14 protein-coding genes are annotated in these 15106 nt (G+C 58.5%); 10 read left to right on the top strand and 4 right to left on the bottom strand.

Annotation, left to right across the window (positions count from 1 at the left end):
- Positions 1-24: 24 nt before the first annotated feature.
- Positions 25-552, bottom strand: a complete 528-nt coding sequence (locus tag AC1DV9_RS24445) for a DUF4142 domain-containing protein (RefSeq protein WP_477950347.1) — start codon at positions 550-552, stop codon at positions 25-27.
- 11 nt (positions 553-563) lie between these two features.
- The gene (locus tag AC1DV9_RS24440) at positions 564-1613 is read right to left on the bottom strand and encodes an alpha/beta hydrolase (RefSeq protein WP_310300430.1); all 1050 of its coding nucleotides are present in this window, start codon (positions 1611-1613) and stop codon (positions 564-566) included.
- A gap of 372 nt (positions 1614-1985) precedes the next feature.
- On the opposite strand from AC1DV9_RS24440, the gene AC1DV9_RS24435 reads away from it, so the two are divergent.
- From AC1DV9_RS24435 to katE, 7 genes are all read left to right on the top strand, one after another.
- Positions 1986-3062, top strand: a complete 1077-nt coding sequence (locus AC1DV9_RS24435) for a catalase family protein (protein WP_477950346.1) — start codon at positions 1986-1988, stop codon at positions 3060-3062.
- A 77-nt stretch (positions 3063-3139) separates the two neighbouring features.
- The gene (locus AC1DV9_RS24430; RefSeq protein ID WP_477950345.1) at positions 3140-5533 is read left to right on the top strand and encodes an FdhF/YdeP family oxidoreductase; all 2394 of its coding nucleotides are present in this window, start codon (positions 3140-3142) and stop codon (positions 5531-5533) included.
- Positions 5530-6798 (top strand): cation:proton antiporter, encoded by a 1269-nt coding sequence (locus AC1DV9_RS24425; RefSeq protein ID WP_477950344.1) that lies wholly within the window; start codon positions 5530-5532, stop codon positions 6796-6798. Before AC1DV9_RS24430 ends, AC1DV9_RS24425 begins: the two co-directional genes overlap by 4 nt.
- Before the next feature lie 16 nt (positions 6799-6814).
- A complete protein-coding gene (locus tag AC1DV9_RS24420) occupies positions 6815-7690 on the top strand; it encodes an alpha/beta fold hydrolase (protein WP_112386852.1) in 876 nt (291 codons plus the stop codon).
- Between the two features lie 66 nt (positions 7691-7756).
- Positions 7757-8005, top strand: a complete 249-nt coding sequence (locus AC1DV9_RS24415; RefSeq protein WP_477950343.1) for a hypothetical protein — start codon at positions 7757-7759, stop codon at positions 8003-8005.
- A gap of 464 nt (positions 8006-8469) precedes the next feature.
- Positions 8470-8973, top strand: coding sequence for a YciE/YciF ferroxidase family protein (locus AC1DV9_RS24410; RefSeq protein ID WP_477950342.1), 504 nt, complete (start codon positions 8470-8472; stop codon positions 8971-8973).
- 87 nt (positions 8974-9060) lie between these two features.
- On the top strand, positions 9061-11211 hold the full coding sequence (katE, locus tag AC1DV9_RS24405) for a catalase (RefSeq protein ID WP_477950341.1): 2151 nt from the start codon (positions 9061-9063) through the stop codon (positions 11209-11211).
- A 59-nt stretch (positions 11212-11270) separates the two neighbouring features.
- Here katE and AC1DV9_RS24400 read toward each other — a convergent pair whose 3' ends face one another.
- Positions 11271-11438, bottom strand: a complete 168-nt coding sequence (locus tag AC1DV9_RS24400) for a hypothetical protein (protein ID WP_477950340.1) — start codon at positions 11436-11438, stop codon at positions 11271-11273.
- A gap of 526 nt (positions 11439-11964) precedes the next feature.
- Here AC1DV9_RS24400 and AC1DV9_RS24395 point away from each other — a divergent pair.
- The 3 genes from AC1DV9_RS24395 (at position 11965) to AC1DV9_RS24385 (ending at position 14249) form a co-directional block, all read left to right on the top strand.
- Positions 11965-12318, top strand: coding sequence for a response regulator (locus AC1DV9_RS24395; RefSeq protein WP_477950339.1), 354 nt, complete (start codon positions 11965-11967; stop codon positions 12316-12318).
- 530 nt (positions 12319-12848) lie between these two features.
- Positions 12849-13076, top strand: coding sequence for a DUF6894 family protein (locus tag AC1DV9_RS24390; RefSeq protein WP_442208311.1), 228 nt, complete (start codon positions 12849-12851; stop codon positions 13074-13076).
- A 549-nt stretch (positions 13077-13625) separates the two neighbouring features.
- Complete coding sequence (locus AC1DV9_RS24385; RefSeq protein WP_477950373.1) at positions 13626-14249, top strand: hypothetical protein; 624 nt, start codon at positions 13626-13628, stop codon at positions 14247-14249.
- Between the two features lie 20 nt (positions 14250-14269).
- On the opposite strand, the gene AC1DV9_RS24380 is transcribed toward AC1DV9_RS24385, so the two are convergent.
- On the bottom strand, positions 14270-15022 hold the full coding sequence (locus AC1DV9_RS24380) for a sulfite exporter TauE/SafE family protein (protein WP_477950338.1): 753 nt from the start codon (positions 15020-15022) through the stop codon (positions 14270-14272).
- Between the last annotated feature and the right edge of the window lie 84 nt (positions 15023-15106).

Below are 15106 nucleotides of genomic sequence, written 5' to 3'. Positions count from 1 at the left end.
TTGCCGCCCGCGGTCTGGGAACGTTCAGTGCGCGGCCACGAGCTTCATTACGTGCATCTTGTGCATCTCGAGCTTAGGCAGCGTCTCTGCCGCAAATTGCTTGACGGCAGCATCGTCCCCGCCCTTCGCGTAGGTCGCGAAGAGTGTCACCGCATCCATGTGCGCGGACGCCTGCATCTCTATGTAAAGCGCCTGGAAATCTTCGCCCGAGGCACCCTTTAGGGTGTCAAGCATGGCCTGGTGTTTCGGCGCGAGCACCGGCGGCTCGTCACCGAGCTTGGCGGCTTTCTTCAGACCTTCGGCCGCTCTTGTATGATCTGCGATCATCTGCTTGGCGAAGTCTTTGACGTCGCCATCCCTCGCCTTTTCCTCGGCGAGCTTGCTGGATTCGATCTCGAAGGCATTGGCACTCGTGACGACCTTCACGAAGGAGCCCTTGTCGACGTTCATCGGAGCAGCGACGGTGTCGGCGCTTTTTGGCATGGCAGCGAAACTCGCGGTGGACATCAGCAGGGAGAACGCAACGAGCGAGGCAGAAATCATCTTTTTCATGTCGGCATTCCTTACTTGGCCTTGTCAAATGCGGCGGTCAGATCGGCAACGGCCATGTCCATGGCCTGCTTTGCCTGCGGCACCACCTTGGCCATGCCGAAGAACTCGTGGGTGACGCCATCGAACGTCTTGATGTCGACCGAGACGCCAGCGTCCTTGAGCTTTGCGGCATAGGTCTCGCCGTCGGACCGCAGCGGATCGATCTGCGCCAGGATCACGGTCGCCGGCGCGACGCCGGCAAGGTCCGAGCGTCCGTTGAGATTGATGCGGGGATCCCTGGCGTCGTCCATCGACGTGACGGTGTTCTTGACGAACCACTCCATGTCGGCCTTGCCGAGCGGCTTGGCGTTGGCGTTTTCCTTGTAGGAGGGCGTGTCCATGTCGTTGCCCGCCACCGGATAGACCAGAAGTTGGTGGACCGGGTTCTTGGTCTTCATCTCCTTCGCCATCAGCGCAACGTTGGCGGCAAGATTGCCGCCAGCGCTTTCGCCAGCGACTGCGATCTTGTCGGCGTTACCATTCAGTTCATGAATGTTCTCGACAACCCATTTGTAGGCGGTCCAAGCGTCTTTATGGGCTGCCGGAAACTTGTATTCCGGTGCATGGCGATATTCGACCGATACGACGATCGCGTGGGCGCCGAGCGAAAGCGCACGCGGCGCGCCGTCATAGACATTGACGTCGGCGACGACCCAGCCGCCCCCGTGATAGTAAACCACAACCGGAAACGGCCCTTCCCCGCCTGGAATATAGACGCGCGCGGCCAAGCCGCCTTGCTCCGACGGTATCGCGATATCCTTGGTGGTCACCTGCGCTTCGGGATTGGATGATACGCGCTTGTCCCACTGGACGGCGCGCGCGGCGTCGGCCGGGCTCGCCTGCATACGAGCTTCCGGCACGGTTAAGGTCGAAAACGGCTTTGAGCCGAGGGCAGCCAGCTTATCGAGCACGGCCTGCATCTCCGGCGCAGGCTTCGGAGCATCCTGGGCAAATACGGGGGCGGCGGTTGCCAGCAGCGTGCCAAAAAGCAGCGCCGTCTTTCGGGCGGTACGAGGGGTCATTGATTGGTTTCCGATTAAAAGACGTCACCCAACCTCGGCGAAAGCCCATTGTTCCCTTCAGCCTGAATAAAGGATCGGGTGGTCCTGATGAACCGGGTCCGTCCACCTTTATACGCCCGCGATCTATCCCCAAGACCGGGAGACCATGCCAGCTCGCCGCGGAGTTCAGGAGAAGTCCGCGAGACGCTCGCCGTCCGTCTCCGTCGACCGTCAAAAGCTCTGCTTCTCCAGATTTCTTTCCACCTGCCGAAGGGGACGTATCCGGAAACAGCGCGCCATCGAGCGGACGACGTTTTTCAAAGGATGTCAGGCATTGTGGAACATCTCGCCGTTCCCGAACTTTTAGCACTCTCGCGCCCGCAAGGAGTTCCCATGCCTTTCAACCCGCCAATCCTTTATACGCCAGAGGTCGAAACCTTTGACGGCGACGAGCAGCAAACCGTCTCGGAGCTCAACGAGACGTTCGATATCATTTTGAACAAGACCGCCGCGGATTACGGACATGCCGTGCGGTCTGTGCATGCGAAGGCTCATGGCATCCTTGAAGGCACGATGACGGTCAAGGGGGGGCTGCCGCCGGAGCTAGCGCAGGGCCTGTTTGCGAACCCTGGTGCCTACAAGACCTACATGCGCATCTCAACGAATGCCGGCGACATCCTCCCAGATGACATCTCGCTGCCGCGCGGACTTGCTCTGAAGGTCGTCGAGGTTCCAGGCGCACGACTGCCAGATGCGGAGGGAGCGACCCAGGACTTCGTCATGGTCAACGGGCCGGTCTTCCAGGCAAAGAATGCAAAGAAGTTCCTCAGCAGTCTGAAAATACTCGCCAAGACGACAGACCGCATGGAAGGCACGAAGGAGGTCCTGTCCAACGTATTGCAGGGCGTGAATGCGACGTTGCAGGCCGTGGGCCTGTCGAGCCCGACAGTGCGATCGATGGGTGGGGCGCCCGACGTCGATCCTCTTGGCGAGACCTACTATAGCGTGACACCGTTCCGCTATGGGGACTATATCGCCAAGTTCAGCATTCGCCCGGTCTCGAAGGACCTGACCGAATTGACCGGCAAGGAGATCGACACGAAAGACCAGCCGGATGCTATTCGCGAGACGGTACAAGTAGAGATGCGGCATCTATCCGGAGAGTGGGAGTTTTGTGTCCAGCTCTGTCGCGATCTTGAAAAACAACCCGTCGAGGATCCGACGGTTCAGTGGGACGAGGACGAAGCCCCATTCGTGGCGGTAGCGACCATACATGCAGTGCCGCAGGACAGCTGGTCTAAAACCAATGTGCAGAAGGTCGACGAAGAAATGAGGTTCAGTGTCTGGACGGGCCTTGCTGCACACGAGCCGCTTGGAAACATCAACCGGGCCCGCAAGGCGACCTATGAGCATTCGGCGAAGTTCCGCGCGGGCTTCAACAGGTGCCCAATCCACGAACCTGCCTCCTGATCGTGCATCCCGCCGTCGGCCGGCGCCGCTTTTCAGGCGGTGCCTTTTCGCATTGAGACGCACCAAGGATAAGCTTCATGGCCGACAACATTCCAAACCCCAACTCAGAAGGTCCGTCCGGTGGCTGGGGCTCGCTGAAAGGTATAGCCAGTACCTATGGCGAAAGCTTGCCCACGCCCGCCGCGCTTGAGACCCTTGCACGCCAGAACAAGCCGGGCGGTTTCATGTGCGTCTCCTGCGCCTGGCCGAAGCCCGTCAACTATCATCCCTTCGAGTTTTGCGAAAACGGAGCGAAGGCGACACTATGGGAGCTGACGTCGCATCGCTGCACGCCCGATTTCTGGAACGACCACACGGTTGGCGAGCTTCGGCAGTGGAAAGATCACGATCTGGAGATGACGGGTCGCTTGACGCATCCCCTTCGCTACGAAGCCGGCACCGACCGCTATGTCGAAGTGACATGGGATGAAGCCTTCGTAGGCATCGCGACCATTCTCAACCGGCTGGAGAAGGAGAGTGTCGTATTCTACTCGTCCGGCCATGCCGGGCTGGAGGCTTCTTATCTCTACGCGCTGCTTGCCCGTTCATATGGCAACAACAATCTGCCGCAGAGTTCCAACATGTGCCATGAGACGACATCCGTCGGCCTGAACAAGGTTATCGGATCTCCTGTGGGTACCGTCGTCTGGGAAGATCTCGAGAAGGCCGATGCGTTTTTCTTCTTCGGGCAGAATCCAGGATCAAACAGTCCGCGCTTCCTGCATCCGCTCCAGGACGCAAAGCGGCGAGGCGCCCGAATCGTCACGTTCAATCCGGTTCTGGAACAGGGCCTAATCTCCTTCGTCAACCCGCAGAACCCGATCGACATGCTGACAGGAAACGAAACGCAGATCTCCGATCAGTATCATCAGGTCAAGGCGGGCGGCGACATCGCCGCCATCCTCGGCATTTGCAAGCATATTATCGAAGCCGATGACCTCGCTGTAGCGGACCACAAGCCGCGTATTGTCGACTTCGAATTCATCGAGGAGCACACGACGGGCTTCGATCAGTTCGTCGAAATGGTGCGGGAAACACCGTGGCCAGACATCGAACGCGAGAGCGGGCTTACCGAGGTCGCGCTGCGCGATGCCGGCGACGTCTATATCGGCGCTAAAAGCGTAATTGGCGTCTACGGGATGGGTCTTACCCAGCATGCGCAGGGCGCCTTGAACGTTGCGATGGTCGTGAACCTTCTGCTGCTTCGCGGAAACATAGGCCGTGAAGGCGCCGGCTGTTGTCCGGTGCGCGGCCATTCGAACGTCCAGGGCCAGCGCACTGTCGGCATCGCCGAAAAAACCAAGCTGATCCCGATGGACAAGCTCAAGGAGCTGTTCGATTTCGATCCCCCGATGAAGGACGGAATGACGATCGTCGACGCAGTGAAGGGCCTCATGGATGGCACCGTCAAGGCCTTCGTCAGTCTTGGGGGAAACCTCGTTCGCGCCGTTCCCGACCAGTTGGAAATGGAACGGGTATGGGCCGCTCAGGAACTGACGGTCATGGTTTCCACGAAGCTCAATCGCAGCCATCTCTTCCCGGCGAAGACAGCCTATATTCTCCCCTGCCTGTCTCGTACCGAAATCGACAGGCAAGTATCGGGAAACCAATCTGTCACCACCGAGGACAGCTTTTCCCATATTAGCGGCAGTACGGGCAAGCGCACACCGGCGTCAAAATGCCTGCGAAGCGAGCTTGCCATTGTCGCCGGCATCGCCAAGGCGACGCTCGAACCCGGTCCAAGGCTGCGCTGGGACGACTGGATAGCGGACTACAGCCTCGTTCGTGACCTTATCGAGAAGACCTATCCAGAAGACTTCAGGGACTATAATGCCCGCATGTTTCAGGCGGGCGGCTTCTATCGTGGAAACGACGCCCATGAACGCGTTTGGAACACACCGGAGCAAAAGGCCGTCTTCACGAAACCGGATCGATTGAACGCGCTGTCATTCGCGCCCGCCGAAGGTCGCTTCCGGCTCGTAACGCTCCGGTCAAACGACCAGTTTAACACGACGATCTACGGTTACTCTGATCGGTTCCGCGGCATTGAGGGCACCCGCGATGTCGTCCTCATGTGCAAGGCAGACATAGCGTCGGCAGGCCTCTTCGAAGGGCAGCGGGTCACGCTGGTGAGCGATTTTTCAGACGGCAAACATCGGGAGTTGGCCGGCCTCGAAGTGCGGGCGCATGCCCTACCGATCGGAACGATCGCCTCATATTACCCCGAGAGCAACGTGCTTAACGCGATCGATCACCATGACGAACTGTCCAAGACCCCGGCATCGAAAGCTATTCCCGTCCGGATCGTGTCGGGGCACCGTAACGCTTTCGGGTCTCGGGAAATCGAGACTGCGATGGAGCGGCCAGTATTTGTGTCTGGTGACCGGGAGCTCAAGAGGGAAGCTTTTCAACGAGAGGGAAGCGTTGATTGAATGCTTATGTCGTCACTCTCCTGATTTTCGGCGCCGTCGTGCTGTTGACCGTCTGGCTACCAATGGCCTTGAGCCGGCTGCCGTTGTCACTGCCGATCTGCTGCCTCGCCATCGGCATGCTGCTGGCCTGGTCGCCCTTTACGCCTCTTCCCGCGATTAACCCTCTCGAAAATATAAAATGGGCCGAGCACCTCACGGAATTCGTGCTGATCGTCGCTCTGATGGGTGCCGGCCTCAAGATTGATCGACCGCTGGGCCTGCTTCGGTGGTCGGCGACGTGGCGGCTTCTCGGTATCGCGATGCCGCTCTCGATCGGAGCGATCGCTCTTGTCGGCTGGAGCGTACTTGGCCTGGGTTTGGCTTCCTCCATTCTTCTCGGTGCCGCCCTCGCCCCGACCGATCCCGTTCTCGCCTCCGACGTACAGGTGGGGCCGCCGCAGACCGGCGAGGAGGATTCCATCCGCTTCTCGCTAACATCTGAAGCCGGTCTTAACGACGGCCTCAGCTTTCCTTTCGTCATGGCCGCAATCGCCATCGCCGGTGAGCAGCCGGGCGGCGGGTTCGGGTGGCTCCCGCATTGGTTTGCCTTTGACGTCGTCTGGAAACTAGCCGCCGGTGTGGCAATGGGATGGGTGGTTGGGAGGCTTCTCGGTTATCTGACCTTCCGGATGCCGGAGGCTGGCCGCATTGCCAGAACGGGGGACGGGCTGGCGGCATTGGGCTTCACCTGTATCGCCTATGGCGCGACCGAAATCGTACATGGTTATGGGTTCGTGGCAGTCTTTGTGGCCGCCCTGACCCTTCGCGGCGTCGAGCGCAAGAGCGAGTATCACGGGCATCTGCACGATTTCGGCGAGCAGATCGAGCGATTGCTGATGATGGTGCTGCTTGTGTGCTTCGGCTCGATACTCGCTGAGGGTTCGCTTCTGTCGCATACCGACTGGCGAATTGTCATGGTCGCAGTTCTCGTGCTCGCCGTCGTCAGACCGGTCGCTGCATGGGTGAGCTTGATCGGCTGCCGGCTGCCATGGGCGGACAAGTTGATCGTTTCCGTCTTCGGCATCCGAGGCCTTGGTTCGATCTATTATCTCGCCTACGCGTCCGGCAAGGCGAAGTTCGAAAACGTGGAGACGGTCTGGGCGACAGTGTTCGTCATCATCCTGCTGTCAGTCGTCATGCATGGCGCGACGGTAACTCCGGTCATGCGCTGGATTGATCGCCGCCGCGGCCTAAATCCTTCGAAATCGACAGCGATCTCCAGTTAGCACCAGGAGCGAAGCTATGCCGCACGTCCGAACGCAAGACCTCGATATCACCTTCTTCGAGACGGGAGCACAGCACGGAAAACCTGTGCTCCTTCTTCATGGTTGGCCGGACGACCCCACAACATGGAACGGGGTCGCAGAGCGCTTGAAGGATCGAAATCTAAGGTTTGTCATTCCGTATCTGCGCGGCTTCGGCCCCACGACCTTCCGCAGCGACAGCGCGCTCAGGACCGCGAACGGCGGCATCCTCGCCATGGATGCGATTGCACTGATGGACGGGCTCGGCATCGAGCGGTTCTCGGTGGTCGGTCACGACTGGGGATCGCATATCGCCGAATGCCTGGCGATCGGCTGGCCCGACCGTGTCGAGAGGATTGCCCAGCTTTCGTCGACGCCGCGCATGGGCGGTCTGCGGACGCCGCCGTTCCGGCAGTCCCAGCTCTACTGGTATCAATGGTTCATGGCGACGAAACGAGGGGCCGAAGCTATCGCCAAAGATCCTAAGGGGTTCGCCCGCATCCAGTGGGAAAACTGGGCGCCCCAAGGCTGGTTCGACGAGGCGACTTTCGGGGCAGTCGCGAAATCGTTCGAGAACTTAGACTGGGTGGCGATCACGCTTCACAGCTATCGGGTTCGCTGGGAAGAGGCAGAACCCGATCCGCGCAGCCTGTGGCTCGAGCAGAGAGTGAAGGAGACAGAGTCCCTGTCGCTTCCGGCGATCTTCATTCAGGGCAAAGAAGATGGTGTCACCCCAGCTGTGATGTCGGAAGCCGTCCACCAGAAATTCTCAGGACCTTTCCAACGCATTCTCCTTCAGAACGTCGGACACTTTCCGCAGCGCGAGGATCCGGAAACGGTCGCGCGAGAACTCGTGGTCTTTCTGGAAGGTTAGCGCCGCCTGCGTGGTCGCTTGCGGAACTTTGCTTCACGCGCTCATTGGGGCAATTGGAGAAATCATATGTTTGCGATTCTGACTGCCCTCATCGCATTCATGTTTGTGGGGGCTCGTCGCAATGACTTTGAGAGAGCTAGACACGAAACGGTCGAACTGAAGGCGAGAGCGTTTCGCAGGTCCCGCCAGCAGTCGATGACGAAGAGTTCTATCTCGCTTTACAGCCCTCAGCGCTTCCTGGAACTTCGGTGGACCTGCGCGGTTTCATTCGAAGTAGCCATTCCACCGGCGATCCCGGCCGTTTACAAGATTTGAAGCAGTGTCTGGATATCGCGCTGAAACACCTGAACGAGACGTCGAGAGCATCCGCCACGGAGAAGCGTGCTGAACTCATTGCGTAGGCGGTGAAAGCGGCGTAGGACATGATGAGGTCCGGTCTATAGTCGCGGACGCAGCTGATCTTCGCACCCAAGACGTCGGATTTCTAGCACCCACGCTTGGGGTCGTTCCGCCGTCTTCCGTGTAGCGCATCCGGCTCGCCTCCGGACCGCAAGTTGAAAGCTCTTACGCTCAACACATCATCGTTGGACTGAGCGATGACGGCTACAGACTGCGCAACAAGACTCCGTCAAATTTGGCGACTGCTCACGGCCGCTCCTTCTTTGTCCGATATTGGACGGGGAACAAACCAGTTGCGCGGAGGTTAGCTTCGCGTCTCTCACCTAGGATCAGAACGCAAACGAGATCGGCTGAGAGCGAGTAAAACAACGGAGAATATCATGGCAACGACCAAGACACTCGACGACCTATTTCTCGACACGCTCAAGGATATCTATTTTGCAGAAAAGCAGGTCTTGAAGGCTCTGCCGAAGATGGCCCGCGCCGCGCAATCGGAAGAAGGCAAGGCTGGATTTCTGCAGCATCATGACGAGACACAGGGCCAGATCGAGCGGCTCGAACAAGTATTCGAAATTCTCGGCAAGCCGGCCCGCGGCAAGACCTGCGAAGCGATCCAAGGCATTCTTGCCGAGGGTGAGGAGATCATGGAGGAGTTCAAGGGCTCTCCTGCTCTCGACGCCGGACTCATCTCGTCGGCGCAGGCGGTCGAGCATTATGAGATCGCGCGTTACGGCACGCTCATTGCCTGGGCGAAACAGCTGGGCTTGACGGACGCCGTTCCACTCCTCGAAGCCACGCTTTCCGAGGAAGAAGCCACCGACCAGAAGCTGACACAGCTAGCCGAAAAGCAGGCCAACGCCGCCGGTAAAACCAAGGCCGCATAAGATCGCGACCTGTCAAGCAAAAGGCCGCCCGGAGGGCGGCCTTTTCGCAGTTATCCGAATTAAGATCAAGTTCAAGGGGATACTAACATGGCCAAACGCCCAGCGAAACCCACATCCCTTCCTTCGTCTGACGAAGTCGTCAAGATCCACGACCAGCAGCTTCATCGAGGCACTGGAGGCGAACTTCACCAGTTTGCCGAGGATGGCCAGGACATCCTAACCACGTCGCAGGGCGCGCCCGTCGCCGACGATCAGAATTCACTACGCGTCGGTCCACGCGGGCCGCTTCTCGTTGACGACTTCCATTTCCGCGAGAAGATTTTCCACTTCGACCACGAACGGATCCCCGAGCGTGTTGTACACGCTCGGGGCTACGGCGCCCACGGCTTCTTCGAGACGTACGAATCCTTGGCGGACGTCACACGCGCGGACGTATTCCAGCGTGCTGGCGAAAAGACGCCCGTCTTCGTGCGATTTTCAACAGTCGCCGGCAACAAAGGATCCGCTGATCTTGCGCGCGACGTTCGGGGCTTTGCGGTGAAGATGTATACGAAGGAGGGCAATTGGGACCTAGTCGGCAATAACATCCCGGTCTTCTTCATCCAGGATGCGATCAAGTTCCCAGACCTCATCCATGCCGCCAAGCAGGAGCCGGACCGCGCCTTCCCCCAGGCCCAAACCGCGCACGACAACTTTTGGGATTTCATCAGTTTGACGCCCGAAAGTATGAACATGGTCATGTGGATCATGTCGGACCGAACCATCCCACGGTCGCTCCGCTTCATGGAGGGGTTCGGCGTCCATACCTTCAGGTTCGTCAACGCCGAGGACAAATCGACCTTCGTCAAGTTTCATTGGAAGCCGAAGCTCGGCCTGCAGTCCGTTGCGTGGAACGAGGCCGTCAAGATCAACGGCGCTGACCCGGACTTCCATCGACGCGATCTTTGGAATGCAATCCAGTCTGGCAACTTCCCGGAATGGGAACTCGCGGTTCAGCTCTTCGATCAGGACTTCGCGGACAACTTCGATTTCGATGTGCTTGACCCGACGAAGATCATTCCTGAGGAAATCCTGCCGGTTAGGCCGATCGGGCGGATGGTTCTCGACCGGATGCCGGACAACTTTTTCGCCGAGACCGAGCAGGTCGCGTTCATGACGCAGAACGTGCCACCGGGCATCGACTTCAGCAACGACCCGCTGCTGCAAGGCCGGAACTTCTCCTACCTCGACACTCAGTTGAAGCGTCTGGGCGGTCCAAACTTTACACATCTGCCAATTAATGCGCCGAAATGTCCCATGCACAACTTTCAGCAGGACGGCCACATGGCGATGCGCAATCCCGTCGGCAGGGCGAACTACCAACCGAACTCGCATGGGGAAGGCCCCCGTGAATCGCCGTCCCGCGGATATCGGCACTTTCCTGCTGACGAACAGGGTCAGAAGGCGCGGCTACGTCCTGAGAGCTTTGCGGACCACTATAGCCAGGCCCGGCAATTCTTCATCAGCCAGACCGGGGCGGAACAGCGCCATATTGCGTCGGCGTTGACATTCGAACTGAGCAAGGTCGAATCGTTGGCGATCCGTGAGAGAATGGTGTCGCACCTTTTGAACATCGACGAGACGCTGGCGACGACGGTCGCGCAGAAGCTTGGCTTTCAATCGATGCCGAAACCGGCGGATGCCGCCATGCCGACAAGGCAGGATCTTGAAGCTTCCCCTGCGCTGAGCATCGTCGAACGCGGACCGATGCGGTTCGAAGGGCGCAAACTCGGAATTATGATTGCCGACGGCGTCGATGCGAAGCTGCTGAAAGCGTTGACGAAGGCAGTCGCAGCCCAAAAAGCCGTCATCGAGTTGATCGCTCCAAAGGTGGGCGGCGTCACGGCCGACGACGGGAGCTCCATAGAGGTGAACCATATGATCGACGGGGGGCCGTCGGTACTTTTCGATGCAGTCGTGATTTTAACGTCGCATCAGGCAATCGACGACCTTGTCAAAGAAGCGGCCGCCCGCGACTTCGTCGCAGACGCCTTCCAGCACTGCAAGTACATCGGCTACGACCAATCTGCCATGCCGCTCCTGGAAAAAGCTGGAATTTCCGGTCAGCTTGACGAGGGAACGATTCAGTTATCAGATAGCAAGGACATAGAAGCGTTTGTTGAGAAACTCGGCAAGCTGCGTGTATGGGGCCGCGAGCCTTCAGTGAAGCTCGGCAAGGCATCGCCGCCAATCGCCTGATTCAGTTCGGGCGCGGAGTGTTCCGCGCCCGTTAATCTTCTCGGATAAAGGGTTTGATGTCACTTCGAGTTCTTGTGGCTCTGTGCGGCGGCTTTGACGTGCTGCTCATGCGAGCCGCCCTGTTTGCCAGACGAGCTTGCGCTTTTCGTCGTCGATGATGCGCTCTTACCCGAGTTCGATTTGGACCCGCTCTTGGAATGCGAAGTGTCGGTGCCAGTGGATGCCATTATCATTTTCCTCCTTAAGAGATCCTCATGATCTCGAAAGCTTAACTTCCACTTTCCGATCGTGTTCCGAATGGTTTTCAAAAATCGTGATTTCCTTCGTATCAACCAACCCGGACCTTGAGGTCGGGCGGAGCAGGTGGATCGAATAATGGGCCTTTTATTTTCCAAGTAGCGTTGCGACCTGCGCCAGACCGCTGCCGGACAGGTCGGTGATAGGTCGAATATCGGGCGGACGGCTGCAGCCTCGGCATGCGCTGTTTTCAAAGGTATCCTGCCCGGATCATTCAGCAATGATAGGACCTGTCATCGTCGCAGACGCAGGAGACAACAATGGAGACGAGCTTTCCAAAGTTTCGGGGCGCTTTGGGTGACCACAGGCGGCCAGTTGGAAAGCGCGCGGCTCTCAGAATGTTGCAGACGGTCGTCAAATGTACGGCATCGCACGCAACGTGCCGCACGAGTGACAAATCGGCGGCTTTCGGGTAGCGATTGAGACTGCCCAAGAGGGAAAACCATGGCTACAATAATGCTGCTCGAGGACCAGCCCTTCATCGCGCTCGACATTGAAATGCTGCTTGGCGAGTATGGCCACGATCACGTGACCTTTTCCACATGTGCAGATGCGAAGGAATGGCTGAACGACAACACTCCATCGACCGCGATCGTTGATCCACGGCTGTCGGACGGGCTGTGCGCAGAGGTTGTCAGAATCCTTGTTGAGAGAGGCACACCGTTCATCGTCTATTCTGGCGAGGCGGAGTCCCTACCGGAGATCGAACCGGCCTTCGCCGAGGGGGAACAACTTTCGAAACCGTGCGAACCCGAGTTCCTTGTGGCTGCGGTTGCCCGCGCCTTGAAAGATCGGCCTGGCCAGGTCTAAACGCCGTCCCAGCCGTCAACAGATGTCGTCGCGATACCGGCGGCAAGCCTATTCAAAAGAGCCACTCGGATGTGCGGGTGCATGCGAAGGAGAGAGCAATCGTTAGCTATAGGCTTGGCACTTCGCGATTCCTTTAAAAGAAATGCCCTCGATTCGAGAGGGAGGGAACCGAGGGCTGAGTCTCGACAGGCTATCGTGAGGGGTTTCGATCGGGGCCCCGATTGGGAACGAGGTTTCCGTGTCGCTATAAAAACCTTGATCAAACAAGTTGGTTCCGCACATGTTGCGCGAAACCGTCTATCGTCGTGAGACGGTACCGGACGAACGAAGTGGTGCGAAGTCTGGAGAGCTCGCCGGAGAGGACGTGCTCAGCATACAACTGCTCGCTCGAATGCATGATCGCCGACCGTCTCCTCAGAACCGCCGACTTGTAATATTGTTAAAAGGGGCCGAACACCGGCTTAACCGTATCAAGGCCACAAGTTGCTGTTATTTTTGGAACGAATGCGGTTTCTCTTGGTTCTAAGCAAATGCGCTACTACTTCCATATCCACGAAGATGCAGTCTATATCGAAGACGTGGAAGGCATCGACTTACCGGGCGGTGGGGAAGCCCGCAATGAAGCCGTCAAGGCTGCAAGGGAGATGGTTGCCGAGCTTGTTTTAAGCGGCGAACCTATCGACGGAAAGACATTTGAGGTCCGCGACGAAGGCGGCACCCTCATCGCGACAGTACCCTTTTTGTCGGTCATAAAGTGAGAACTTGAAACTCAGCTTCGATCGGATGGGCTGATTAGGTCGGCCCACCGGTCATTGGCTGTGGGGCGGATCCGCCTTATTGATCCTGCGGTTCCGTGCGCATGCCATCTGAAGTCCGTAAAGTGTCGGACGCGACCACCGAGCCACAGGGTTCACAACGACTGGTCACAGCCTCTTAACCCATGCTCCAAGACTTCCGCAGATCGAAAATCGCTCCGGCGCCGCAGGGGTCGCGCGCCGGCCGCCAAGCACTCGCGAACCCAGTCCCGGCTGCCCCGTGTTTCGTGGCTCCGCCCATATCATGCGTCAGTCATTCAACGGATGACGCGTCGTTGGTGCAGGGTGCCTGCGTAGATGCAATTCCTGATCCGCCGGCGTGCTGTTTCTAAGGCGATCGCGCTGTGCCGACTGTAATTTTCCACGGTGCATGGAGGATTGACCTGGCAGTTCGATCCTTCGCGATGACCCGCGCGACAGAATTGTGGCTTTGGCAGGTTGAGCGACACTCGCCTCGTTGACGAAGAGCGCGCGGCAACCCATTTCATCACCATGCGGAAAGAACAGAAGAATGATGTCGAACTCCTGAAGACATGGCGACTCGTGCCGGCAGCGACGATGGGATCGACGGTTCGTGCGAAAGGCATTCTCATGGAGCTTCGCGCCAGGGTGCCAGCGCCGGCGAAGAAGTCGCTTGACCTTGATGGAGGCGAAATCACTCTGGTGATGCCTGCCAGCCAGAAGGCCGAGTTTCATGCGATATCGGCGATCGTCGCCAATCTACTCGACGGCATTGAGCGATTGCCGGTGATCCCGCGCGAGATCCAGGACATCTTGACGATCACGACCAGCGAACGCCATCGCTGGCTGGCGGACGGCCGCCTGCCGAGCGCAGGTACGCGAACCGTCCGGCTGAATGGCAGGGCACGCCGGATCACCTTCCACGTGTTCGATCCCAAGGTGGTCGAGGACATTCTGGACCGGAGTGTGGTGGACGAATGGCGCGATGAAGACGCGATTGCCAAAGCCGAAAACCGGCGGCGCGCCGCATATCAGGCGAAGCTGACGCGATCGCTCAAAAAGAGTAAGCCCGCTAAGGTCAGGACCATGGCTGACGCCGACGCTTCAAAATTGGATGGCTGGGACGAGTTCGGACGCGACGGTTTCTTGAAATAGGTCTGGCTATGCGCCAGCTTCTAGGAAAAATAGGCCCGGGCAAAAAACAGCGCCGTTGTCGCCACCGCGAGCGCAATCGTGAGGGCCCGGACCGAGGAAGCTGGCAATTTCAAGCCAACATGTGCACCTGCCCAGCCGCCGAGAAGCGCCCCCGTCAACATGGGAAGGCATTGGAACCAGGCAATCGCCCCGGCGGCGACGAAAACAATGACAGCGACTGCGTTTGCAGCAGTCACCATCAACATCCGCATCGGGTTTAGTTCCTTGATCTCGCCTCCGCCGAAAATACTCCAGGTGGCCAGCATCATCATGCCGACCGCTCCACCAAAATAGCCGCCATAGACGCCGAGAAGGAATTGAATTGGGACGATGGCCGCGGTTCGGGCTGAAGCGCGGCTGCGGAAGGCCGCACTGATGCGCCGACCGAAGACAAGCATGCCCGTAGCAATCAAAAGCAGCCATGGCAGTATGGCGTCGAAGACACGGGAAGGCGTCAATAGCAGCAGCATGCTGCCGCAGAGTCCGCCAAGAACGGTTGCAAGCACAATTGGCAAAACCGGCACGCCGCAGACTTTGCCGAACCCGTCGCGATACACCCAAGAGCTCGCCAACCCACCCGGGAAAAGAGAAAATGTGCTCGTCGCGTTGGCCGCGACAGACGGCACGCCGACGGAGATCAACGCCGGCAGGGACACGAAGGACCCACCACCTGCCAAGGCGTTCATGCTGCCTGCCAGCATCCCTGCGAGCAACAGGAGCAATATATCATTCATTGGGACTGCCGGGATTCGCATTTGACCGCATCACTGACGATCTAACATTGTCAGCGCGTCGAAGCGAGGCTGCGTGGGTGTTAT

Source organism: Rhizobium sp. 01L410, from assembly GCF_056400165.1.
Note: the sequence above shows the minus strand (reverse complement) of the source record. Positions and strands in the feature narration are given on the sequence as shown.

Coding starts and splice junctions, on each gene's coding strand:
- AC1DV9_RS24440 (WP_310300430.1), bottom strand. CDS start 1,613: ATGACCCCTCGTACCGCCCGAAAGACGGCGCTGCTTTTTGGCACGCTG.
- AC1DV9_RS24395 (WP_477950339.1), top strand. CDS start 11,965: ATGCTGCTCGAGGACCAGCCCTTCATCGCGCTCGACATTGAAATGCTG.
- AC1DV9_RS24400 (WP_477950340.1), bottom strand. CDS start 11,438: ATGGCATCCACTGGCACCGACACTTCGCATTCCAAGAGCGGGTCCAAA.
- AC1DV9_RS24420 (WP_112386852.1), top strand. CDS start 6,815: ATGCCGCACGTCCGAACGCAAGACCTCGATATCACCTTCTTCGAGACG.
- AC1DV9_RS24380 (WP_477950338.1), bottom strand. CDS start 15,022: ATGAATGATATATTGCTCCTGTTGCTCGCAGGGATGCTGGCAGGCAGC.
- AC1DV9_RS24445 (WP_477950347.1), bottom strand. CDS start 552: ATGAAAAAGATGATTTCTGCCTCGCTCGTTGCGTTCTCCCTGCTGATG.
- AC1DV9_RS24430 (WP_477950345.1), top strand. CDS start 3,140: ATGGCCGACAACATTCCAAACCCCAACTCAGAAGGTCCGTCCGGTGGC.
- AC1DV9_RS24410 (WP_477950342.1), top strand. CDS start 8,470: ATGGCAACGACCAAGACACTCGACGACCTATTTCTCGACACGCTCAAG.
- AC1DV9_RS24435 (WP_477950346.1), top strand. CDS start 1,986: ATGCCTTTCAACCCGCCAATCCTTTATACGCCAGAGGTCGAAACCTTT.
- AC1DV9_RS24415 (WP_477950343.1), top strand. CDS start 7,757: ATGTTTGCGATTCTGACTGCCCTCATCGCATTCATGTTTGTGGGGGCT.
- AC1DV9_RS24390 (WP_442208311.1), top strand. CDS start 12,849: ATGCGCTACTACTTCCATATCCACGAAGATGCAGTCTATATCGAAGAC.
- katE (WP_477950341.1), top strand. CDS start 9,061: ATGGCCAAACGCCCAGCGAAACCCACATCCCTTCCTTCGTCTGACGAA.
- AC1DV9_RS24385 (WP_477950373.1), top strand. CDS start 13,626: ATGCGGAAAGAACAGAAGAATGATGTCGAACTCCTGAAGACATGGCGA.